We start from the raw sequence: 23,471 nt of genomic DNA, 5'->3' as shown, positions 1-23,471 counted from the left end.
ATAGCCGACTAGTCTAGGGCGGCAGGCAGGCCGGCCATCTGAGGGTCTCAGCGGGTCGGGATCGAAGACTTCACAAGCATTTACACTGCATTCGACAGCCTTTGCTCGACCCCCGCGGTTGAGGCAGTGGGCGCGGGCGGCGGCACGCTTCGTATCGCATCCTCGGCGTTCGAGTTCGGTCTGCATCCTGCGTCGAACAAGGAAACTGCAGTCAATTCCCAATATAATTCGATTGTCTCATGTATCCCTTGGTGGGAGCTTCGCACCCGTTGAGTTGCTGCGGATGCCCATCACGCGACCAACTCTACACAGGTAGCAGCGGGACGGGCGCGGGATCTGCGCATTTGGTGAGGCTAACGGGATGGCCGTGAATATCCGCAAGTGCGCAGCAAAACCAGAAAATGAAATAAGCGGCCGGAAATCTCGAGGTCCTGTTCGCGCAATTGGCGGAGTTCCAGGACTTACAGATCTGACGGCAGCATCTCAGCTTCGCGTGTCGAGTTTGTCTCATGTTCCGAAGCCTGCGTTGTCGGTTGAAGCCGTGATGGATCTCGAAAGCGAGATCCTGTGGCCGGAGCACCGTCGCGAGGAACCCGTCGAGATTGACGACGTCGATGCGAGCCGCGCTCAAGAATATTCACTGCTCGCCACGTTGCTGAGCCGTTCGCCGGATGCAGGGACTCTCGGTCGGATTGCCAAGCTCCGTGGGGATACGACCTCGCTTGGCCTCGCGCATTTGGCTCTTGCGCAGGCAGCCGGCAGCGCGAACGTGGAGCGGATTGCACGCGAGTACTTCACCCTTTTCATTGGAGTTGGGCGCGGCGAGTTGCTTCCCTACGGATCCTACTATCTCACCGGTTTTCTCAACGAGCGGCCACTGGCTCGATTGCGCGAGGATCTCCACGCGCACGGCATTGAACGAGCCGAGGGACAAACAGAGCCGGAGGACCACGCTGCCACGCTTTGCGAGATCATGGCCGGGATGGCTAGTGGTCAATTCCCGGTAACCGATAGAATGCAGCAGCGGTTCTTCGAGAGACATCTCGCATCCTGGATTGGTCGTTTCTTCGCTGATTTGGAGCGCGCCGAGGCGGCTGAGTTTTATCGTCATGTAGGGGCGCTCGGTCGGCTCTTCCTGCAGACCGAGACAGAAGCGTTCGCGTTGTCCGCGTGAGCGGAAGTGCAAAGAAGGAGGACGTGGCGATGCGAGCACTCGACAAGACCTTACTCGGACGTCGCCGATTCCTTTATGCGCTTGGCGCGGGAGCAGCGGTCGCCGCGGCGTCGCCACTTGCTCTAGAGGCGAAAGCCGATAGCGAGAGCAACGATGAAAAACGCAAGTCTCGCTACAAGGAAAGCGACCACGTGAAGGCCTACTACCGAGTCAACCGTTATCCGAGTTAAGGGAGGCGACCGTGCTGATCAAGAGAACCGAACGTGAAAAGCACCGTGGTTCGCTCGCCGCCGCTGCCGGCGATTCGAGCAAGCATCTCGATCGTCGTGCCTTCTTGCGCCGCTCGGGGCTTGCCGCAAGCGGCCTCGCCGCCCTCGGAACTTTGCCGCTCGTCAGCGTGCGCAGGGCGAAGGCCGGCCCGCCGGCCGCACCGGGCGCTGCGGTCACCATCCACAAGAACATCTGCACGCATTGCGCCGTTGGCTGCACGGTTACCGCGGAAGTATCCAACGGCGTATGGATCGGCCAGGAGCCGAGTTGGGATAGCCCGATCAACAGGGGATCGCATTGCGCCAAGGGCGCTTCGGTCCGCGAGCTGGTGCACAGTGAGCGCCGGCTAAAATATCCGATGAAATTGGTCGGCGGCCAGTGGACTCGCATCAAATGGGATCAGGCCATCGATGAGATCGGCAACAAGATGCTGGAGATCCGTCGAAAATCGGGACCGGAATCACTGTATTGGATGGGCTCGGCGAAATTCTCCAACGAGGGCGCCTATCTTTTCCGAAAAATTGCGGCGTTCTGGGGCACAAACAACAACGACCATCAGGCGCGTATCTGTCATTCGACCACCGTCACCGGCGTAGCCAACACCTGGGGCTTTGGTGCGATGACCAACAGCTTCAATGACGTTCGCAATTCCAAGACCATGGTGTTCATGGGCTGCAATCCGGCGGAGGCACACCCAGTCTCGCTGCAGCACATGCTAGAGGGCAAGGAGCTCAACAGGGCGAACTTCATCGTCATCGATCCGCGGATGACACGCACCGCCGCTCATGCGAACGAGTATGTCCGCATTCGTCCCGGCACCGATATTCCCGTGCTGATGGGAATGATGTGGCACATCTTCAAGAATGGCTGGGAGGACAAGGAGTTCATCAAGCAGCGCGTTCACGGTTTCGAAGAGGCGCGCAAGGAAATCGACAAATGGAATCCGCAAGAGGTCGAGCGCGTCAGTGGGGTTCCGGGCGCACAGCTCGAGCGCGTCGCCAAGTTGTTCGCGACCGAGAAGCCGTCGACCCTGCTTTGGTCCATGGGCCAAACCCATCATACGGTCGGCACCGCGAACGTTCGCGCCAGCTGTATGCTATTGTTGGCGACGGGTAACGTCGGCAAGCCGGGGACCGGCGCCAACATCATCCGCGGGCATGACAATGTGCAGGGCGCGACCGACATTGGTGTCGATACCGTCACCACCCCCTTCTACTACGGGCTAAGCGAAGGTGCGTGGAAGCATTGGGGTCGGGTCTGGGAGGTCAATTACGACTATCTGGTCTCCCGCTTCGATTCCAAAAAAATGATGGAAACTGCGGGCATTCCCCTAACGCGCTGGTTCGATGCCGTTCTTTTGCCAAGAGACCAGGTCGATCAGAAGGACAACGTGCGAGGCATGTTCGTGCAAGGACACGCGAGCAACAGCATCACGCGTATCCCGGAATCAATGAAGGCGTTGCCGCAGCTCGATCTGCTGGTCGTCGCCGATCCGCACCCCACCACCTGGGCCTCGCTTGCCGTGGCGGCCGGACGCAAGGACAATATGTACCTGCTGCCGATTTGCACCCAGTTCGAAACCTCCGGATCACGCGTTGCGTCCAATCGTTCGTTGCAGTGGGGCGAGCCGATCGTCAAACCAAGCTTCGAGTCCAAGGATGATTATCAGGTTTTGTACCTGATAGCGAAGAAGCTCGGCTTCGCCGACCAAATGTTCAAGAACATCAAAGTGGAGGGCGACCGTCCCGTTCCCGAGGACGTCCTGCGCGAAATGAATCGAGGTAGCTGGAGCACCGGCTACACCGGCCAGTCGCCGGAGCGGCTGAAAGCCCACATGAGGAACCAGCATAAGTTCGATCTAGTGACGCTGCGCGCACCCAAGGACGATCCTGAAGTCGGCGGTGACTTCTACGGTCTGCCCTGGCCATGTTGGGGCACGCCGGAGCTCAAGCATCCCGGCTCTCCCATCCTCTACAACGCCGACGCTGCTGTCATGGACGGCGGAAATGGATTCCGTGCGCGCTTTGGCGTGGAGCGCAACGGCCAGACGCTGCTTGCCGAAGGTTCCTATCTGCCAGGTTCGGAGATCAAGGACGGCTATCCTGAATTCACGATGGGTGTTTTCAAGAAGCTGGGCTGGGACAAGGATCTTACGGCCGCAGAACTCGCGACGATCGAGAAAGTCGCAGGCAGCCCCGGTAATATTGACACCATGTCGTGGTCGACGGATCTATCCGGCGGTATCCAGCGCGTTGCTATCAAGCATGGTTGTTCGCCCTACGGAAACGCCAAGGCGCGGACGGTTGCCTGGAATTTGCCTGATCCAATCCCCGTGCATCGCGAGCCGATTTATTCGCCGCGCGTCGATCTGATCGCACAATATCCGACGTTGCCGGACGCGAAGCAGTTCAGACTGCCGAATATCGGCTTCTCGGTACAGAAGAGTGCTGTCGACAGAGGCATTGCCAGGGCGTTCCCGCTGATCGTTTCGTCGGGGTCGCCTTGTGGAATACGAAGGCGGCGGCGAGGAAACCCGCTCCAACAGGTGGCTCGCCGAACTGCAGCAGGACATGTTCATCGAGATCAGTCCAGCGGACGCGGCCGACCGCGGAATCAAGGATGGCGGTTGGGTCTGGGTCACAGGAGCTGAGAACAGCGCTAAGGCGAAGATGAAAGCGCTGGTGACCGAACGTGTCGGCAAAGGCGTGACCTGGATGCCCTTCCATTTTGGCGGTTGGTTCGCCGGCGAGGATCTGCGGTCCAGATATCCGCAAGGCTCCGATCCGATCGTGCTCGGCGAAAGTGCCAACACGATCATGACCTACGGCTACGACCCCGCAACCGGCATGCAGGAGCCCAAGGTCAGTTTGTGTCAGATCAGTGCGGCATAGGGAGGCGATACCATGGCTCGTATGAAATTCCTCTGCGACGCTGATCGTTGCATCGAGTGCAACGCGTGCGTTACCGCCTGCAAGAACGAGCACGACGTCCCATGGGTGGAATCAACCGCCGGCGCGTCGTAACCATCAATGACGGCAAGCCGGGCGAGAGATCGGTCTCGATGGCCTGCATGCATTGCACGGATGCACCGTGCCAGGCGGTTTGCCCGGTGAACTGCTTTATCACCACCGCCGATGGCGTCGTGCTGCACTCCAAGGATCTCTGCATTGGCTGTGGCTATTGCTTCTACGCCTGCCCGTTCGGCGCGCCGCAGTATCCCCGTGTCGGCAACTTCGGCTCGCGCGGAAAGATGGACAAGTGCACCTACTGCGCCGGAGGTCCGGAAGCGGACGGCTCGAAGGAAGAGTATGCGAAATACGGCGCCAACCGGCTGGCCGAAGGCAAGCTGCCACTATGCGCAGAGATGTGCTCCACCAAATCGCTGCTGGCGGGTGATGGCGAGATCATCGCGCAGATCTACAAGGAACGCGTGATGAAACGCGGCTACGGCTCCGGCGCGTGGGGCTGGAAGACCGCGTATCACGAGACTGTTGTATCTTGATCCGAGCGCAGTGGGCAGGGCTCAGCTGCGTTCGAGGCTAGCCTCACGGGAGGATGTGAAATGATGATTGTTGCCACCAAATTCCGCGTCATCGCCGGAGCGCTGGCATTCCTCCTGATGGCGTTTGGGCAGCCTGCGAGTGCCCAGCAGCCCACGTCCGTCAACCCTCAGGCGAGCGCGGTCAAGGAAGGTCAGCTCTTGCAAGAACTGAATCGGATATCAGGTCGCTGCACGGTGCCCGATCAGAAGGCCTGCACGATCGAGCAGCCCGCCGGCCGCGATTGGCGACACTTCCACGAGGTGACGCTCCGTTGGATCGGTGGCCTCGTCATCGTCGGTATTCTGGCCATACTCATCGTCTTCTATCTCTGGCGCGGCATGGTGAAGATCGAGAGTGGACGGTCAGGGCGCACCATCGTGCGGTTCAACGGCTTCGAGCGGTTCGTGCATTGGATGACGGCAACCTGTTTCATCATTCTCGGCCTGTCGGGGCTCAACATAACGTTCGGCAAGCCTCTATTGTTGCCCCTCATCGGCCCCGAACCATTCACAGCGTGGTCGCAATGGGCGAAATACAGCCACGACTATCTGAGTTTCCCGTTCACAATCGGCGTGTTCTTGATCTTTCTCATGTGGATCGCGGGAAACATCCCCAATCGCGTAGATTTGGAATGGCTGAAGCGGGGCGGCGGCATCATCAGTCAGGATCACCCGCCGGCTTACCGGTTCAACGCCGGGCAGAAGATGATCTATTGGATCGTTGTTCTCGGCGGGACCGCTGTGGCAGCCAGTGGCTACGTGTTGATGTTCCCATTCTACGGCACTGATGTCGCAAGCATGCAGGTTGCTCAAGTCGCGCACGCTATCGTCGCGGTGCTGTTCGTCGCCGCCATGATCGGGCACATCTACATCGGTACTCTGGGCATGGAAGGCGCTTTCGAAGCCATGGGAACCGGAACCGTCGATCTCAACTGGGCCAAAGAACATCACAATCTATGGCTCGAGAAGGAGCAGGCACCAACGGGGCCGAACGAAATGCAGCGGCAGCAGGCCACCACCCCAGCAGAATAAGTACCTTCGCCGGGACCGCGTATTGGTCGACGGCGGGTCTTCATAAGGAAGCCGAGCTGCTGCGGCAGGAGACGGAAGCCGACGATAGGCGAGAACTAATTTTAACAATTCACGAAGACATCGAGGCAACGTGCCTGGGCTATTGCAAGTCGATGGCTATTCAGATGCCGTTCCAATTTCGAGCGCCGGAAGTGTCAGCTGGTAATACTCCGGTGCGGGGGTTGATTGGCTGCCTACGATCTATTTTCTCGGAGGGACGTCTTTTTTGCGATAGTTGGGGCGGGGGTTTGCGTGCCGGGCGGTGAACCCCCTGGGCGCTCGATGCCGGCGCGCCGCCGGACGTCGTGTTAGTCGGACCGGGATGACCTTGTGGCCGACATTGGAGAACGCTGTGGTCGGATTGCTCGCTGCGAGGTTAGCTGCTTGGATTGCTAGCAGCAAGCGGGAGACGCGCTCTGTGCAAGCGCGGCACCTCCGATAGGCGCCATACTGATCACGAAGATCGATGTCACGCGCGCACCGTTCCATCCTCTTCCGTGTCATGACAACCACTGCGGCACCTTCGCGTTCCACGCCTCGTGAATCTTTGCCAATCTATTTTGGTCGACCAATCGGTTCCAAATGTGCAAGATCAGGCAATGCCGACAACAAGTTACTAAAGGTGAAATGAGACGGCCCACCGACGTGACGTCCGCTGGGTCACCGGGATGTGTGCTTCCGGCTACGCCAATGCGTCTGCGCGATCTCTCTCCATGCGCAGTTCCGCCTGCAGGCTGTCATAATCCCGAAAGATGGAGGCTATCGCCAGTGTACGCCCGCCACGCTTGAACCGTAGAACGCAATCTCTGCTCGGTATATCGCCCTCAATTGTTACTTCATCCCAATTCTCGGCGTGGCCAACATAGTTGATCGGTACGTCGTAGTGCTGGCTCCAAAAGAAAGGAACAGCCGTAAACTTCTCACGACGTCCTATCATATTAAGTGCAGCGGTTCGCCCCTGGCGCTCCGCAACGATCCAATGATCGACCCGAATGTTTCCGCCACTATGCGGATCTGGCCAGCGCGCAATGTCTCCAGCGGCAAACACACCGCTTGCACTGGTCTCAAGATGAGAATTTACGACGACGCCACGGTCGACGACAAGTCCCGACTTTACGGCAAGTTCTACTTGCGGCAGAGCGCCGATACCAGCAATGATGAGATCACCTTCGAGGATGTTTCCGCCAGTCAAAAGCACTTTGTTTCCATCGATCGAAACTGCGGTCTCGCGGAGGTGGAAGATGACACCATGCTCCTCGTGGAGCGATCGCAAAAATCGACCGATCTCCAAGCCTAGAATGTTTCCCAAGGGCTGTCTTTCGGGGGCCACTACATGAACGTCGATGCCGCGTCCACGCAAAGCCGCCGCAACCTCAAGCCCGATGAAACTTGCTCCAAGAATGATTGCCCTGCGTGCTGCTTGGGCGCGTGCAACAATGGCACTACAATCCGCAAGCGAACGAAGGTAATGAACGTGCGCCTGATCGGCTCCCGGAATCCAGAGACGAATAGGCTCAGCACCAGTGGCAAGCAGCAATCGGTCATAAGGAATGCTTTGTCCGTCTGAGAGTGCGATTTCCCGCGAGCCCGGATTAAGGCGTGTAACATTGGTTCCAAGTCGCAGGTCAATTGCTCTTTCGGAATAGAATGAAGTCGGCCGGAGCGATACCGAATCATCCGAGGCGTTGCCGGAAAGATACTTCTTCGACAGACTCGGCCGATCCACGGGCGCGGCAGTATCCTTGCTCAAGATCACGACGCTGCCCGCAAAGTCTTGTCGACGTAGCATTTCAGCGGCGGAAAAGCCGGCGGCTCCCCCACCAATGATTACAATTCGCTTGGGAGTATCGCCGGCGAGCTTTGCGGTCCTCGGGGTCTTGGGCCGGCTATCCCTGGCACGAACGAATACCCGGTCCTTCCGTAGCTCAACCACCCAGCATGGCAACGGATCAAAGGCGGGGACCTGAAGAGCTTCACCTGTCCGCAAGTCGAAACAAGCATGATGCCAGGGACATCGGATCGTGTCACCAACCACAAGTCCCTCTACTAGCGGACCCCCATAATGAGTGCAGTGAGCTCCGATCGCGAAAAAGTCGCGGCCAATTCGCACAAGCAGTACCGCCTCATCACCGACACGACCAAGCAGCTTGGCGCCGTCTCCAAGAGCGTTTTGCGCAATACCAAGAGCAAAATCGGGACCATCAGGATCGAAACGTGGCGTCATTCTGTCTCTTTCGCCGGTGCGGGCTGCGTTCGAGGAGAACGCTTTCGTCACTTCTTATCCAACTGGCGACGGGAATGTCGTGCACGTGAACATCCCCTGACGAATGCCTGTTCAAAATGTGTTGCTCGTTCTTCGGCTTTGGCATCCCCTGGTTCGGACCCATAGCAGCAGATCTCCACGACCGATCTGCGTCTGTAGACAGTGCGTGTGGTTTCACCAGCCATTTAGCGAGGAGTCCACCGATAATGCCTTCGGCACCGCCGACCAGTGTTGCTGCAACTAGGGCGTAGGCGATTGCTCCACCCGAAGTTGAAACTGTGCCTGCCACAGTCCGTGGACAGTACTTTCTCCTATGTCTCTCACGCGGAACGGCACCCGACCATGCTCACTGATTATCAATCATCGACTAACCTGCTTACCGTCTGCGGCAAATTGCTTTAGGTAGGCGATCACGTCTGATATTTCCCGAGCTTTCGTCAGCCCGGAAAAGATCATCTTGGTACCAGGCACGACCGCCTAACGTCCGTTCGTCCCACACCAAACCTGAGTTCTTGTTCGCTGATGAGTAACTATAGTTTGGATACTGACCGGCCGACCGCCCAACAATCCCGTTAAGCACCGGTGCAATTCCATTTTGGGCGCTAGGGCCTATCTGGTGACAGGCCATGCATTTCTTAAAGACGATAGCACCGGCGTCGGGACTCCCCGCAGGGATGGCTGCATCCTGGCCTTGAACTGAGCCGACCGCGATAAGCATCAGCGTAAGCACTAGCGACGAAATTGGGTTCAATTTCTTCTTCCTGGGCAGAGCTTGCGGATAACTCTTTCTGCGTATGCTGCTGTCATTGGTGACGAGGGGAAAAGTTCGTAGTGCCAGCTACTGGCTTGTCAGCCTAAGCGTGACCTTGACCGCCAGGCTCTCTTGTCCTCGTCGGTGAGTGCCACTTTCTCATCGAATAACAAATCAGATAAACGAATTTCATTGACATTTGTACTCATTGATTATGCTATGAAACCATGGACATTGAACTCGCTAGAACGTTCATAGAGATCGTCTCCACGGGGAGCTTCATCAAAGCCGCCGACCGATTACATGTCGCGCAAACGACGGTAAGCGCACGCGTGCGCCTCCTGGAGCAGCAGCTCGGACGACCGCTTTTCGTCCGCAACAAGGCCGGAGCAAGCCTCACTCCGGCGGGTGAACAATTCCTTCGTTACGCTCCGACATTCGTACAGCTGTGGCAGCGCGCAAGACAGCAGGTCGCCGTACCTGAAGGACACCGCGCAGTTTTGACGGTTGGAAGCGAGGTCAGCTTGTGGCAGCCTCTTCTGCTCGAGTGGGTCAGGATGATGCGGCGTTCGCATCCGGACATAGCGCTTCGCGTTCATGTCGACGTTCCTCAGGATCTAATCACACACGTAGCGGCCGGACTCGTTGATATCGCGATCATGTACGCGCCTCAGCATCGACCTGGCTTGGAGATAGATTTGCTGATTGAGGAAGAACTCGTACTGGTAACAACCGATCTCAAGGCATATCACGCAAATGATCCCAGATACGTTCACGTCGAATGGGGACCGGATTTCGCCCTTCATCATGCGGTAAGTTTTCCAGACACGACTCCGAGCTTGGTAGCCAATCTCGGTCCGCTGGCCCTCAATTATATCTTGTCGGAGGGTGGCTCTGGTTACTTCCGAATGCATACCATTCAGCCCCATCTGGCATCAGGCAAACTCCATCTAGTTCCAGGCGCGCCTCACTTCTCTTTTCCGGTCTATGCCACGTACTCGACGAATGTCGATGCTGCTACATTGGGCGCAGCGCTCACGGTGTTGCGCACGGTCGCGAAGATCGAGGTAGATTAATCAATGGCCGGGCTTGATAGTATTCTTGAGATCGTCGAGCCGCAGAGCATAATTTGTACGATCGTTACCGCCAGCCGAGAGGAATACGTCATCGGATTACACGATCATTCTTTCAACGTCGATTAAGCTACCTTTGGAGTCTCTGTCGAACGAATGAACCGCTGGATGCGGCCGGCAAACGTCAGGAGAATTTTTTAGCGAATTGTTTGGCGAGGGCGTCCGCCGTCGCGTCTGCTATTTGATAGACATGCTTCTTCATTTCTTCCCAGGTCTGGGCCTCGGCGTCGTAATTTCGATCCCTCAATTGCTGGATTTGTTGGATGTGATGGCCCCCATGCGCCAGAAGAAGGCCTTGCACTGCGTCTTTCGGCAAATAGGGATTTGCTTGGCTCAAGAAGGTCGCGATCTCATCGGCGTTTGACGTTAGGGACTGCGTTGCCTTTGCCTGGGCAGAAACATCACCGGCTACAACCGCGACCAGATAGGCTTTCACGGCACCATAATGGCCGGCGAGAAGCTTGAAAAACTTATCCTTTGCCGGTGCACCATAAAACCGTTCAATCGAGGCAGCGATAGCTTGCGCATTTGCGACTGCTTGCTTTTCCGCGGCCTTGATCGCCAAATCATTTTTGTCGATCGCGGCGACCGAAACATTACGCACCCAGAAAATGTGACCAAGCCAAAGATCTCGAAGAGCCACTGCGGTGTGAAAAATCTTCTGATCACGGGCAGCATTCTTCTGTGTGTCAGATTCCGAAGTGGCGGTCTTTCTGTGATTGTGCCTGTCGCGCGCGAGAGCGCTTTCCGAAATTGAAACGATCGCCGCGGTGGCGACGGCGAGCGTAAGAAAGCGTCGGCGATTGGCGACGTTCTTTGAAGTCAAGGCTTCTGACATCCCGTCCTCCTATATCGGCGCCGATTTCGTGGTCACGTCCGTGACGAGCGCCGCAACGTCATTTTGGTATTTCATCCACGGCAACACCTAGCAAACGAATTTAATTGTCGTTTGAGTACAGGATTTATGTTTGGAGAATGCGCTACCCAACAGGGTCGCACCACGCGGCCCGCGTGACGATGGCTGAGATCGCGAGTGCGATCAAACTCATCGATGGAAGCAAGAGAGGTATTCGCGCCAGAAACAGGTAGAGGGGAGCGTAACGACCAATCAAAGGATCACCGAGACCTTATGCACGATTCGACGCACATAGCCGATGCAACTCCACGCCTGTTCCGTCTGTAGAGTAGGCATGGTGCCTCCTATCGCTCTCGTCGCCGACAATTCCAAATCAGGAGAGTTTTAAGAGCGAGATAGACTCGGCTTTCGGACCGTGCAAACGAATCTAATTATCGCTTTGCTACGATTGTCTTGTTCTGGGAAAGAAGACGATCGGGATAGGACAATCCGCCGCCCGCTGTCAGTACAGCCCCAGGAGTGAGAGATGCTGGCGCGAGGTGATTCGTCGCCATAATATGGAACACTGTCTCGCCCGCCGCGATGAGATAGTCAGCAATTATTCTTCGATGGCACCGCCACCAGACGGCCTCAGCACACATTATTGCAGGTATCGCTCCGTGGCCGAGTTCGCGCAGCCTGGCCATGCCGGATCGAAACTCGCCGCTCATGGCGTAGTCCGCATAATTGTGAAAGCTCCTATTTTCCCAGAACGAATTCACGTCCGCTGACACATCCCGCTTCCTGCCGCGGAGTCCCCCGAGCTCGGCGATGTGCTCATAGCCAATCTCAAACGTTGATAGAGTGTTGGCGAGCTTCGCGGTATCGTACTGTGGGTTAATCCCGGGATCGCGGAATGGCTCGAACATCGACGACGAGCTTGACCTCTTGCAGCCTTAACAGCTCCACGAACTCACCGATCGAGCGGGTCGAGTGCCCAATGGTAAAAAAGTGATGTTCCATGATCCGAACCAGTTGTCGGTCTAGAGAGCTTCCTCAGCAACGGCCAGAAGGGTATACCGACCAAGCCAAATGTACATTTGCTGGACCGGCGAGGGTCGCAATCCGAAATCCAAAGGCCGAGCCGAACAGAAGTCGAGACGGCGATACGAAACATTAGCCGATGGACCGGAGAGGATCCCGATCGAGATGGCCCGATTGAAACGCCGGCTCGCGTGACCCGTTCATTCGAGGAGTTTTTCTCGGGCTACGGCCAGGACCCCGACCGAGCTTCTGGAAAAGACCTTCGAGAAGATCGAAGGGTATGACGAAATGATCGTACTGCGGGATATTAACTTCGAAAGCCATTGCGAGCACCACATGGCGCCGATCATCGGCCGGGCCTGGGTGGCCTACATCCCGAGCGGCCGCGTGGTCGGTATTTCCAAGCTAGCTCGAGTGGTCGACGTCTATGCCAAGCGCCTGCAAATTCAAGAGAGGATGACAGCCCAGATCGCCAACACCATCAACGACGTGCTCAAGCCGCTGGGCGTTGGCGTGATCATCAAGGCAGCTCATCACTGTATGACGACTCGCAGCGTGCACAAGCCTGGTACCGATCTGGTCACCAGCCGGATGCTCGGGTGCTCCGCGACAGTGCGCTGACCCGCCAGGAGTTCCGCGGGCCACTTACAAATTGGCAAGTAGCCCGGCCGGTGTTTGGCTGTCCGGGATAAGTTTCCATACATACCGTCCTCCTCGATACGACGTCCAGAGCAGGTTGAACGCACCGTTTCGCGTGACTCTTAGGCGAGGGCGCGCTGCTGCCGCGACGGCTGTCAGGCTGCAAAGGTGATGGCGATTATTGCCTCGACTGCGTGATCGAGATGATTGTGACAGGAGAAAGCGATGACAGAGGCGAGAAAGATAGGCCGGGTTATACCTGAAACCACCGATACGGCAGTTGCGATCATCGCTGACCATAATCACACGAGCATGCAATTGGCCCGCGCCATTGCGCTGAGGACGGTTCCGTATTTAGCCCCGCTTGCGGGCGCGAACACTGGGATGGAGACGATCGAGGTGGTGGGTGCGCATTATCGAAATCAACTGAACGCGCTTGGCGAATACACCGACACCCTTATTGATCTTGCTCGTGAGATGCAGAGCATATGTCTGGCTCCTGTAGAGCGCGACGGGTTGTAGCAGGATTTGTTCGCCAGTAAACAGCGCAAGTAGGCAGACGGGGCGATATGACCGCGCATTTGCCACCAATCATCATCGCGCGAGCAGACTATGCGCGCTTTGAACGGTTGGCCGATAACGCCGTGAGAGAGCGTCATCCGGTCGGTAGGTTCTCGATATCGGAGATCCGTTGGGCCGCCGTGTTCGACACCAACCAAGAGACCTGACGGCGTCGCATGTCTCAACGAGTGGATCACTCATAGGATCGATGGCAGTAGGTTGTCTGAAAGTAGCGTCTTGGTCTATCCGGAAGGGCTTAGAATCGATCAAATGGACTTATCGGTGCGTTCGCCGCTGGGTGCTGCCGTTCTTGGACTGAGTATCGGATATCGCATGAACTTCTTTAGTATTAAAGGCGGAGTTCACTCCGTTATCGTTGAGGATGTCGTCGCGCCGCCGGGGGCGCCCTTGCCCTTGCCATTCAAAGCGCGCCGTCCGGCCACTCGGGCTTGCATCGTGTCTCGCCGGCCCGATGATGGCCCTCAAGCTGCTTAAACGGGCGATGCCGAAAGCGAACTCTAGTCGCTAGATAACGTTAAGGAGTAAGAACATGCGTCGAGACGAAATGTCTGAAATGAGACCGCCAATTGGAATTGATGCCAGCCACTTCGCCAAGCTATCTGCGCTGTGATCATTAACGAGCGCGCCGACGGACGCATGCGAGTATCTTCGTGAGGAACTCGATCGTGCGCACGTTCTCCCTGCGGAGAAATTGCGTCCTGACATTGTCAGTCTTGGTAGCCAGGTCGAGTTTCGGGGCGAAACGACGGGAAGGAGCCAGGAGATCATCTGCTTTATCCATTTGATGCCGATCTCGCGCGCGGGCGTGTGTCGGTGTTGACGCCGGTCGTCGCTGCGCTTTTGGGCCTTTCAGTCAATCAGACTGTTTCATTTCCCACCAGAACCGGCGAAAGGGACTAATTGACAGTGCTCAAGGTCAGTCGCGCCGTCTAGGCCGCCATGCGGGGAAAACGAGCGTGGTGTACATGGTTGCGATCGCGCTCACGCTTCTGACCGAACCGAAAGAATGACGTCAAGCGTCGCGATCTTGGCCAGCATCGACAATCGAGTCAGCTGCTTCGGGCCACGGGCCGACCTGCTTGTACGCTATTGGAATGGGACAGTGGTTGTCTCCGAAATCTGGTGCGAGGGCGGTTGGTGACCTGGGCGCAGGGATCCAGCTATGGCGTGCATTGACAGCCATCGCTCACTCAGGCGAATCACGAATGATCAGGGTGCCTACAAACCCCGAATTTGAACTAGTCAGCCAGTGGGTAAGAGACTTATTGGATTCTTCGACCAAGGAGAATCGTTCTCAAAACAACAGCGTCGTTATGAACCTCATCATGCGCTGCAAAAACAAGCGTGATCCGCCGCCTTTGAGCAAGGGAGCGTAGTTCGCGAAGACGGTCGCGATTCCGATGTATCTCTTCCGAGTAGCGGCGTCGAAACTCGCGCCAACGAGCAGGATCATGCCCGAACCACTTCCGTAGCGCGGTGCTCGGAGCGATGTCCTTAGCCCACAGATCGATCGCAGCATCTGCTTTCCTGACTCCCCGAGGCCAAAGGCGGTCGATCAATACTCGCGTGCCATCACGCGAGCCCGCGGACTCGTAAGCCCGTTTCAACTTGATGTTCCCGGCAACAATTCTCGTGCTCATCGATATTCCTTTTGTATCTTCGCCCTAATCTGTTCCAATCCCGCGGGACGTACCGTCCGTTCCAATCAGTTCGTCTGCCTCCTTGTGCAATAAGGCGATCGTGGATTCGACAGAAATGCGCCTTCCGTCCTTGGTCAACCACGGCAGCGACAAGACTTCGCCGTGGCCCGCATTGGCTTTCGCCGGTTGCCAGTAACCGAGTGTATCCGCCCATGGCGTGCTCTGAGATTTTCGGGAATGATCAAATCGAGCGGGTTCCCGACAGCCTGCTCTGAGGTAAAGCCGAATATCCGGGGATTCCAAAACGTGATCCTCCCGTCGGCGTCGGTGGCAATGATTGCGTCCGAAGCGCTGCCGAGGGTTTGCCTCGATAAGGCCGTGCGGTACGAAACCCGCTGCGTTAGGCTTGGAGCCCACGTTGGCTGGCCTTCGATAGATCTTCAGGTGATTGCTTGAGGCATCTCGGAAGCGGCTGCTTGCTTGACCCGTCTCAGCGTTCATCTTTCGGCACAGGTAGGGGTCTTCCGCTGTTGGTTCGCAATCCCCCGCGATTTGGTGGAGAAGCGAGTGATCTTAGGGGGATCGCTCGCTGGGAATGTGCCCTCCAGTTCCTCGTCTAGTTGTCTGTCGAGTTCTTTCTTTGCCCGTTGGGCAACGGTTTCAATCGCAGCCATGTCGAGTTCTCCTTCGGTTTCATGCATGTGCGGTGGCCTAATGATCGTGTTCGGCGGGGTTCCGTTCGTCCAGGGCTCGATTTGGCGGCGCATCTGCAACGAATCGACTTGTGGTCACATACAATCCGTTTCGGCAAGGACGGTTTCAAGCTGCTCACACTGTTTACGATGGAGGAGTAGCAGGTGCATAAGCTTCGCGTTCAGTTTGGAATCGAAGATGTTCAGAACGGCCTGCTCGATCATGTCGGACAGCTTGGACTGATTGGTGCGTGCGAACGTGATCGTGTGTTGAAGGCTGGACTTCGGGTTGGGTATAACGACCGTCTTCCTTTGATTTTGACGAAGCCAAACGGCGCCTCCTCTGGCGGCAATCTCCTTCTTGAGAAGAACGCATATTGCTCCTTGAGCGAGTTCCGACTCAAACGCCAGGTCTGCAATATCAACGTCAGCCGCGCGGCCGATTGCGGCAAACGCCTTGGCGCCGATGCGCTCGGCCTCAAGGAGATCCTTGAGAAAATGCTGCATTTCTTCCTTAGACCAATAACCGAAGTAGGCAGGATCGGCCTCGCTCATTCCACATCGAGAGGATGCGGGCGTCTGGACTGTGTCGCGTAAGTCAACTTGGCGTCGTGACCGGGCATTATGCATGGTTTTCGTTTCCCTGCGAACGAGGACCTGCAGTCTTCCTGAACGCGTGAGGGTCTTATTGCGTGTGGACTGCGACGCCGAGTTCTCGCTGGTTAGGTTAAGTTTGCAAGCGAGAAATATTGCCGGTTTTCATCAATGAAGTTGTTACATCAGCATGGGCCACGGTTAGCATCCGCGAGAGCTGCGCGGCTCTATTGTTTCCGCTGTCTCAGGGCGCACGTCGTGATGTCACGTCTTCGATTACGTTCGCACTACACGTTCGCCAGGCTCTTCGATCTTTTATGGTCGTCTTCGTCATTGCGACCCGTGCATGAGTTCCAACGAGGCGGACGAAGGTTTCCGTCGCGTTCGCGAGCCGTCGCGCCGGTTTGACTTCACGCACCAGTTAACGTCGCTTCAGCCGATCTTTTCCAAGAACATGGACGCTGGCTTTCGGGTTTCAACGAGGTCGCGGCATGTCTCTGAAGTTGCCAACCGACAGACGTGAGGATTTTTGCGCTTAACGGATGAATGCGCCCGCTGACAGAAGACTAGCTGACGCGAAGCAGGCCAGCGGCAAAAACATTGATACTAAGTGACGATAACTTTCGTTGGTCAAAGGCATTTGCGAGCTTACCTTGACGGCAACGCGCCGATGGGTACGCCGCGGCAGACGGACATGGAGACCCAAATGACGAATTCATCGGTTCGATGGTTTGAACTGGCGAGTTCTCTTCGCAGAACCCTCAGAACGTTAAGCCAACTGTCGGACGCTCGTTCGTGTTTGAATAGCTTCGCGATCCTCGGCAGCAATCTATTATTGGCCTTACGCTTTGGGGTTGTCGATGAAGCACGCCTGCGGCCAGTGCTGATACCCATTCGCCGCCGCCGCCATTGAACCTGAGGCAGAGTAGAGCTGCTTTAGAACGTTCTTCGCGTCTGCCGCCACCATGAGTGAACATTGCTTCGGCGGGCGTGAGCCGGCCGATACAAGGGCAGCAGGCGTTGCTCGGCCCAATGCGTTGAGCGCCGGTGCCCAAGTGCTTCAGCAAAGGAGATATTTCATGTACCACAAGATTCTCTTGGCCTTCGACGGATCGCCTGATGGCCGTGAAGCTCTGGCTCAAGCGGAGAAGTTGGCGTTGGTGTGTGGCGCGGCGGTTCATCTTCTTGCGGTCATAGACCCGACCGAGAACATGCTTATTGTGGAGGCAATGCCCTCCGTCCCCGACAATCGACCGTTCGTAATCCAAGCCGTTCTTGACGAGGGAGTGAAGCGCCTGCGAGGTGCTGGATGCGCAGCATCCGGCGAGCTCAAGTACGGCAAGCCAACGGACCAGATAATTCTGTCCGCAAGAGAGGTAGATGCGGATCTGATCGTCATTGGTCATCGAGATCAAGGGACGCTTGCGCGCTGGCTGAATGGCTCGGTAGGCGAGTCAATTCTACATGAGCCGCCATGCAGCGTTCTCGTAGCTGTGAAGTCCGAGCACCGGGCGAGCAACGTCACGCCGATGCAGCAGTTGAAGGTACGGGGGAGACGATGAGCTTTATCTTGTCCCGCTGTTTGTCAGCGCTTTTGCTGCTAACCGCAGCCTTTGCGATGCCGTCGGGTTCGGCTTCTGCGAAAGATATCGTCCTGGGAGCATCCGTACAGTTGACGGGGCCGGTCGCCAATACCGGCCGCTATTATCGCGACGCCTATCAACTTGCGGTCGACAAGATCAATGCCGCGGGGGGCGTCAAGGTCGGTAATGAATCGCACAAGCTGGCACTCAAGCTTTACGACAATCAGTCTGATGTGAACCTGAGTGTGCGTCAGTACACGCAGTTGGTTTCGCAGGACAAGGTCGATTTTCTGTTGGGACCATTCGCGAGCAACTTCGCATTGGCGGATTCGGCCGTCTCCGAAAAGTATAAAATTCCAATGGTCCAGGGTGGTGGGGCGTCTGATCAAATCTTTTCGCGCCATTTCAAGTACATATTCGGTACGCTTGCGCCGGCCAGCAACTATTTTGGTTCGACGGTAGAGATGTTGAAGGGACTTGATCCCGCCCCCAACTCCGTCGCGCTACTATATGCAGACGATGCTTTCGACGTTTCCGTGGCCGACGGTACGCGGTCGAAGCTGAAGCAGGCAGGTCTGATCTTAGCCATGGATGAGCGTTACAGCACCAACGCGACGGACTTCAATTCGCTTCTGTCGCAGATCAGGAGCAAGAATATCGATGCGGTGCTCGTTGCCGGCCACGAGACCGAGATCCTGAATTTCGTGCGGCAAGCGAAGAGCCTGGCGATCGCGCCAAAGATGTATTCCTTCACCGTGGGTGTTCCCAGCGAGGATTTCCGAAAGGCGCTGGGCAAGGACGCTGATTACGCTTTCGGCATGACAGCCTGGCTGCCTTCGGCAGACCTGAAGGACCGCTGGTTTGGCGACGCGGCGCAGTTCGCTGCCGCCTACAAGGCAACGTTTGGCTATGAACCCGATTATCATGCCGCCTCCGGCATTGCTGACGTGGAAGCTTTGGTGCAGGCCGTGGAATCGGCGGGCTCAATCGATCCGGAGACGGTGAGGGACGCGCTGTCGAAAGTGAAGCTCGACAGCCTCTATGGACCGATTGCATTCAGTGAGAACGGTCAGATCGATCTGGCCCAGACGGTCATCCAGATTCAGAGCGGTAAGTTGGTCGCGGTTTACGGTGCCAACGGCAATATCGCACCGCCCAAATATCCGATGCCGACCTGGAACGCGCGTTAAGCAGATCGCGAACGAGCCGCCGGCTGAAACGAGAGCGATGGACCTGCTCGCGCAAATTCTGATCAACGGAATCCTCCTCGGCGGATTGTATGCTGTCATGGCGCTCGGTCTCGCGCTGGTTTGGGGCGTGCTCAATATTGTCAATCTTGCGCACGGTGCATTCATCATGCTGGGCGGGTATGTGTCCTGGTATCTCCACACTTATGCCGGTATCGACCCGTTCCTGGGGCTGCCGATTACCGCTGCCGTGATGTTTGCGATGGGTTACGCCGTGCAACGCGGCCTTCTAAACCTGATCATTCGCGCCCCCATGTTCAACACGCTGCTGATAACCTTCGGGCTCGAGGTCGTACTCACCTACCTCGCCCAGCTTGTGTTCTCAGCGGACTTTCGCACCATCAACCCGGCCTATGCAGGGGACAGTGTCGTGTTGGGACCGGTTGTGTTGCCGGTGGCGCGGCTGCTGGCGTTCGGCATTGCCATTGTGCTGACGGTTGGCATGTGGCTGTTCCTTCTGCACACACGGATCGGACGAGCGATCCGCGCCACCGCGCAAAACCTTGTGGCCGCCCGCCTCTACGGCGTTGAGCCTCGGCACCTCTACGCCATGACGTTTGGCATCGGAATTGCGCTGGCCGGAACTGCCGGAGGCCTCTACGGGACGGTATCCCAGATCAATCCGTATATCGGCGCGGCGCTGACGGCAAAATCGTTTGCCATCGCGATCATCGGCGGACTGGATAATCCGCTCGGCGTGATCGTCGGCGGCTTGTTCCTGGGTATCTTGGAGTCGCTGACCTCGCTCTATATCGGATCGACCTTCGCGGATGTGGCAAGCTTTGGCGTGTTGGTCCTGGTATTGATCGTGCGCCCCAACGGCTTGCTCGGGAAAGCGACGTGACTACGACGCGCATCGCGCTCATTCTGGCGGCGCTCGCCGTTCTGGCGGCCGTGCCGTGGTTCGGTTCGGATGTGCTCATCCAGTTCGGTATCAATGCCCTGCTGTTGGCCGTTCTGGCACAAGGCTGGAATATCATCGGGGGCTATGCCGGTTACGCCTCTTTCGGCAATTCAGTTTTTTACGGGCTAGGCAGCTACGGTGTGGCGATCGCGATGGTACAGTGGCAATTGCCTTTCGGCGTCGGCCTCATGTTCGGTGTGGTCCTTGCGGCAGTTTTCGCCGTGCTGCTTGGGATACCGGTGCTGCGCCTGAGGGGACACTACTTCGCGATCGCCACGCTGGCTCTGGCCCAGGTCATGGCCGCGATCGTTTCCAACGTGAAGCTGGCCGGGCAGAATATCGGCCTTGTCTTGCCGCCACTCAATAATGATCCGCTGTTTTATGAGTTGTCGCTCGGGCTCCTCGTGTTTGCGACGCTGACCATTTACGGATTGACGCGAAGCCGCTTTGGCTTTGGGCTGATCGCTATCCGTGAAAACGAAGAAGGCGCAGCGGTGATGGGGGTCAATACAACACTCTATAAGACGCTGGCCTTTGCCCTCTCGGGAATATTCAGTGCACTAGCAGGCGGCATTCACGCGTACTGGGTTACATTCATCGATCCGGAAAGTGCGTTCGATATCGGCCTGAACGTCAAAATGATCATTATGGCGGTATTCGGGGGACCCGGTACGATCCTCGGACCGGTTATCGGTGCGTTGTCGCTCTCCGCGATCTCCGAATTTCTGTCGAGTGAGATCACCAGTCTCGCGGGTTTGTTCTTCGGCGTTGTCGTTGTAGCCGCGGTTGTGCTGATGCCGCGCGGGCTCACTGATATGTTGCGGCGTTTTCGCAGTGTGGGCTGGCGTTACTTCGTCGAAAATATTCGGAGCCACCAGCTATGACGGCGATACTCGAGATCAGCCACGTGACCCGGCTCTTCGCGGGCTTGATCGCCGTCGACGACGTCAGCTTTGCGCTGCAGCGTGGCGAGATCCTCGGCTTGATCGGTCCAAACGGCGCGGGCAAAACCACGCTGATCAGTCTGATAAGCGGAACGCTGGCTCCCAGTTCAGGCGATATCCTGTTCGAAGGACGGTCTCTTCTCCCCTTGCCTGTATATCGCCGTGCGCGGCTGGGCATAGGGCGCACCTTCCAGATCATGCGGCCGTTTCCCGGTTTGTCGGTTCTGGACAATGTCGCGGTAGGCGCCCTGTTCGGACGTGGAGGCGGACAGGCCCAACTGGCGAAAGCCCGCGAGCAGGCCCGCGTTCAGCTGGATTTCGTCGGGCTTGGCAACAACGTCGATCAGCGTGCGGATGAATTGGGAGGTCCCGGCCGTAAGCGGCTTGAGTTGGCAAAGGCCTTGGCGATGCAACCGAAAGTCCTCCTGTGCGATGAGGTCATGGCGGGGCTCAATCTGGTCGAGATCGAAGAAGTGATCGAAGTGATCCGCAAGGTCCGCGATGAGGGGATCAGCATTCTCGTCATCGAGCACGTCATCAAGGCTATCAGGAGCCTGTCAGACCGGTTGCTGGTGCTGAATCACGGCGTGAAGATCGCCGAAGGCGATCCCGGCAGCGTCCTCTCAAACCAGGCGGTCGTCGAGGCCTATCTCGGCAAGAGGCGGGCATGAAGTCGGACCTGGCGGCCAAAGCGGTCCCACTGCTCGACGTGCGTGGAGTAAGCGCTGGTTACGGCGGAATGCCGGTTTTGCAGGATGTAACCTTGCAGATCTACCCGGCCGAAGTCGTTGCGCTGGTCGGCAGCAACGGAGCGGGCAAGACCACGTTGCTGCGTGTGCTGTCGCGCATGCTTCCCTGCAGGGGCAGCATGGTCATGAATGCCCGGAATCTCTTGCCGATGACGTCCGACCGGGCCTTTGCGGCCGGCCTCGTCCAGGTTCCTGAAGGTCGTCAGCTCTTCGACCGCATGAGTGTGCAGGACAATTTGCTGATGGGTGCTTTTGTACGTGATGACAAAGTCGCCGTAGTCCGTGACCTTGACAGAATGTTCACGCTGTTTCCGCGTCTGGCGGAACGTCGGCGTCAACTCGCTGGCAGCTTGTCGGGAGGCGAACAGCAGATGTGCGCGATGGCTCGTGGATTGATGGCGGCTCCAGTTCTCCTGATGATAGACGAGATGAGTCTGGGGCTGGCGCCCGTCGTCGTGGAACAGTTGATGGATGCGCTGACAATAATCCGCTGTGAGGGCGTGACGATTCTATTGGTTGAACAGGATGTCAATCTGGCCCTATCGATTGCCGATCGAGGTTACGTCATGGAAACAGGGCGTATCGTTCGTAGCGGGTCCGCCAGGACACTGATGGATGATCCTGCAGTCCGACGTGCCTATCTCGGGCTTTGAACCGTAACCTGATAGCGAACGTATAGTAACGTAGTGAATTGCATCTGTTCGATAACTCATTTGCCGCGCGGGACTTACAGCTTGTGTCAAACCGCATGGAGAGCGGCTGGATCGCCGGTATCTCCCAAGAACGCTGGATGGAAAACATGATGACCAGCAAGACGCGATCAATAGACTTCGATCCCTGCAACGGAACGACGATTGCTCCACCGTGCATGCGGAGGCGGACAGGGTTCTCTGCGACGTTCTTGATGCAGCCGGCTATGCAGAGATTTCAGGTGAGTTCCGCAAGATCCACGAAATGTACCCGACGGTCATTCCCAGATACTCGAAGCCCGCTTGGTGGTTGTAGGAACCAAAAGACAGTCTCAACTTATGTGCGTGGAAATATGGTCGAATTCGGAGCTAGTCATGCCCGCTATGTCTAGGGTTGCTGACACGCATGAGGAAGTCCACGCATACCCCAGTGGCTGGCGGCGCTATCTCTATTCGACGAATCACAAGGACATCGGCACGATGTACTTCGTGTTCGCGATCAGTGCCGGGCTGATCGGTGCAATTATTTCCATCTTGATCCGGATGGAGTTGCAACAGCCTGGCCTGCAGATTTCACCAACCCCATACCTACAATGTGTTCGTGACCGGTCACCGTCTGATCCTCTTTACGCTCATTCCGGCGATGATCGGTGGATTGGGGCACTGGATGGTGCCGCTGATGATCGGCGCCCCGGAAATGGCCTTTCCCCGGATGAACAATATATCATTTTGGCTGCTGCCGGGTTCTCGTGACGGCTTTCCTGTTGCTGCTGTCGCTGCCTGTACTCGCCGGCGCCATCACGATGCTTCTCACCGATCGTAATTCTGGAAAAACGTTCTTCGCGGCTCGCGCCGGCGAAGCATGGACGACGGTAGACTCCAGCCAATTCACGGCAGCGGCGCTTCGCCTTTGCGCACACGGTAGCACTCAGTCTATTACTGAAGAACGTGACCCCATGTGCAGGCGTAACGGCTCGCTAAGCGCTGTTCATTCTCATGCATGCGCTAACCGCTGCACTAAAGCGCCAATATAATTCATTTGTCTCATATCTCTGTAAGAGAGATGCTTGTGTCTCCGAGACGGTCTTGACGCGACCGGTACATGCTTCGGCAACTGGAGAGTGAC

At 57.0% G+C, this 23,471-nt stretch carries 18 protein-coding genes and 5 pseudogenes; 16 read left to right on the top strand and 7 right to left on the bottom strand.

Annotated features, from left to right (window positions below):
• Window positions 1–361 precede the first annotated feature (361 nt).
• From ACVWW3_RS19485 to ACVWW3_RS19465, 5 genes and pseudogenes are all read left to right on the top strand, one after another.
• On the top strand, window positions 362–1,174 hold the full coding sequence (locus tag ACVWW3_RS19485) for a TorD/DmsD family molecular chaperone (RefSeq protein WP_456648968.1): 813 nt from the start codon (window positions 362–364) through the stop codon (window positions 1,172–1,174).
• Between the two features lie 29 nt (window positions 1,175–1,203).
• Entirely contained in the window at window positions 1,204–1,404 is a 201-nt protein-coding gene (locus ACVWW3_RS19480) for a twin-arginine translocation signal domain-containing protein (protein ID WP_456648969.1), read from the top strand.
• A gap of 11 nt (window positions 1,405–1,415) precedes the next feature.
• A pseudogene (locus ACVWW3_RS19475) lies at window positions 1,416–4,335 on the top strand (formate dehydrogenase subunit alpha).
• Between the two features lie 12 nt (window positions 4,336–4,347).
• Window positions 4,348–4,946: pseudogene (fdh3B, locus tag ACVWW3_RS19470) on the top strand (formate dehydrogenase FDH3 subunit beta).
• Window positions 4,947–5,006: 60 nt separating this feature from the next.
• Window positions 5,007–6,017: a formate dehydrogenase subunit gamma gene (locus ACVWW3_RS19465; protein ID WP_456648971.1), complete on the top strand. Its 1,011-nt coding sequence runs from the start codon at window positions 5,007–5,009 to the stop codon at window positions 6,015–6,017.
• Window positions 6,018–6,738: 721 nt separating this feature from the next.
• Here the strand turns inward: ACVWW3_RS19465 and ACVWW3_RS19460 are convergent.
• Window positions 6,739–8,280, bottom strand: coding sequence for an FAD-dependent oxidoreductase (locus ACVWW3_RS19460; RefSeq protein WP_456649793.1), 1,542 nt, complete (start codon window positions 8,278–8,280; stop codon window positions 6,739–6,741).
• A 415-nt stretch (window positions 8,281–8,695) separates the two neighbouring features.
• On the bottom strand, window positions 8,696–8,947 hold the full coding sequence (locus ACVWW3_RS19455; RefSeq protein ID WP_456672414.1) for a c-type cytochrome: 252 nt from the start codon (window positions 8,945–8,947) through the stop codon (window positions 8,696–8,698).
• Window positions 8,948–9,297: 350 nt separating this feature from the next.
• Here ACVWW3_RS19455 and ACVWW3_RS19450 point away from each other — a divergent pair, with 350 nt between their 5' ends.
• On the top strand, window positions 9,298–10,146 hold the full coding sequence (locus ACVWW3_RS19450; protein ID WP_456648972.1) for a LysR family transcriptional regulator: 849 nt from the start codon (window positions 9,298–9,300) through the stop codon (window positions 10,144–10,146).
• Between the two features lie 181 nt (window positions 10,147–10,327).
• Here the strand turns inward: ACVWW3_RS19450 and ACVWW3_RS19445 are convergent, their stop codons facing one another.
• Window positions 10,328–11,041: a hypothetical protein gene (locus ACVWW3_RS19445; RefSeq protein ID WP_456648973.1), complete on the bottom strand. Its 714-nt coding sequence runs from the start codon at window positions 11,039–11,041 to the stop codon at window positions 10,328–10,330.
• Between the two features lie 449 nt (window positions 11,042–11,490).
• On the bottom strand, window positions 11,491–11,967 hold the full coding sequence (locus ACVWW3_RS19440) for a DUF488 domain-containing protein (protein ID WP_456672074.1): 477 nt from the start codon (window positions 11,965–11,967) through the stop codon (window positions 11,491–11,493).
• Between the two features lie 171 nt (window positions 11,968–12,138).
• On the opposite strand from ACVWW3_RS19440, the pseudogene folE reads away from it, so the two are divergent.
• The 3 genes and pseudogenes from folE to ACVWW3_RS19425 form a co-directional block, all read left to right on the top strand.
• Window positions 12,139–12,774: pseudogene (gene folE, locus ACVWW3_RS19435) on the top strand (GTP cyclohydrolase I FolE).
• A gap of 172 nt (window positions 12,775–12,946) precedes the next feature.
• A complete protein-coding gene (locus ACVWW3_RS19430) occupies window positions 12,947–13,243 on the top strand; it encodes a hypothetical protein (protein WP_456648975.1) in 297 nt (98 codons plus the stop codon).
• An 816-nt stretch (window positions 13,244–14,059) separates the two neighbouring features.
• A pseudogene (locus ACVWW3_RS19425) lies at window positions 14,060–14,203 on the top strand (GreA/GreB family elongation factor); the annotation flags it as partial.
• A gap of 362 nt (window positions 14,204–14,565) precedes the next feature.
• On the opposite strand, the gene ACVWW3_RS19420 reads toward ACVWW3_RS19425, so the two are convergent.
• From ACVWW3_RS19420 to ACVWW3_RS19410, 3 genes are all read right to left on the bottom strand, one after another.
• Window positions 14,566–14,943, bottom strand: coding sequence for a DUF488 domain-containing protein (locus ACVWW3_RS19420; RefSeq protein ID WP_456648976.1), 378 nt, complete (start codon window positions 14,941–14,943; stop codon window positions 14,566–14,568).
• A gap of 134 nt (window positions 14,944–15,077) precedes the next feature.
• Window positions 15,078–15,377 carry a PAS domain S-box protein gene (locus ACVWW3_RS19415; protein ID WP_456649795.1) on the bottom strand — a complete coding sequence of 100 codons (300 nt, stop codon included), beginning with the start codon at window positions 15,375–15,377 and terminating at the stop codon, window positions 15,078–15,080.
• A 354-nt stretch (window positions 15,378–15,731) separates the two neighbouring features.
• Window positions 15,732–16,190: a DUF6306 domain-containing protein gene (locus tag ACVWW3_RS19410; protein WP_456648977.1), complete on the bottom strand. Its 459-nt coding sequence runs from the start codon at window positions 16,188–16,190 to the stop codon at window positions 15,732–15,734.
• A 1,118-nt stretch (window positions 16,191–17,308) separates the two neighbouring features.
• Here ACVWW3_RS19410 and ACVWW3_RS19405 point away from each other — a divergent pair.
• The 7 genes and pseudogenes from ACVWW3_RS19405 to ACVWW3_RS19375 all read left to right on the top strand — a co-directional run.
• Entirely contained in the window at window positions 17,309–17,791 is a 483-nt protein-coding gene (locus tag ACVWW3_RS19405) for a universal stress protein (protein ID WP_456648979.1), read from the top strand.
• Window positions 17,788–19,002, top strand: coding sequence for an amino acid ABC transporter substrate-binding protein (locus ACVWW3_RS19400; RefSeq protein WP_456648980.1), 1,215 nt, complete (start codon window positions 17,788–17,790; stop codon window positions 19,000–19,002). The genes ACVWW3_RS19405 and ACVWW3_RS19400 overlap by 4 nt, the downstream gene beginning before the upstream one ends.
• Before the next feature lie 37 nt (window positions 19,003–19,039).
• Window positions 19,040–19,903: a branched-chain amino acid ABC transporter permease gene (locus ACVWW3_RS19395; RefSeq protein WP_456648981.1), complete on the top strand. Its 864-nt coding sequence runs from the start codon at window positions 19,040–19,042 to the stop codon at window positions 19,901–19,903.
• Window positions 19,904–19,914: 11 nt separating this feature from the next.
• A complete protein-coding gene (locus ACVWW3_RS19390; protein ID WP_456649796.1) occupies window positions 19,915–20,847 on the top strand; it encodes a branched-chain amino acid ABC transporter permease in 933 nt (310 codons plus the stop codon).
• Entirely contained in the window at window positions 20,844–21,578 is a 735-nt protein-coding gene (locus ACVWW3_RS19385; protein ID WP_456648982.1) for an ABC transporter ATP-binding protein, read from the top strand. Before ACVWW3_RS19390 ends, ACVWW3_RS19385 begins: the two co-directional genes overlap by 4 nt.
• Entirely contained in the window at window positions 21,575–22,309 is a 735-nt protein-coding gene (locus ACVWW3_RS19380) for an ABC transporter ATP-binding protein (RefSeq protein WP_456648983.1), read from the top strand. Before ACVWW3_RS19385 ends, ACVWW3_RS19380 begins: the two co-directional genes overlap by 4 nt.
• Before the next feature lie 420 nt (window positions 22,310–22,729).
• Window positions 22,730–23,202 (top strand): annotated as a pseudogene (locus ACVWW3_RS19375) (cbb3-type cytochrome c oxidase subunit I); the annotation flags it as partial.
• Window positions 23,203–23,471: the final 269 nt, after the last annotated feature.

The organism is Bradyrhizobium sp. LM2.9 (genome assembly GCF_054056555.1).
The sequence above is the reverse complement of the archived record's forward strand: the minus strand, read 5'-3'. Positions and strand labels throughout refer to the sequence as shown.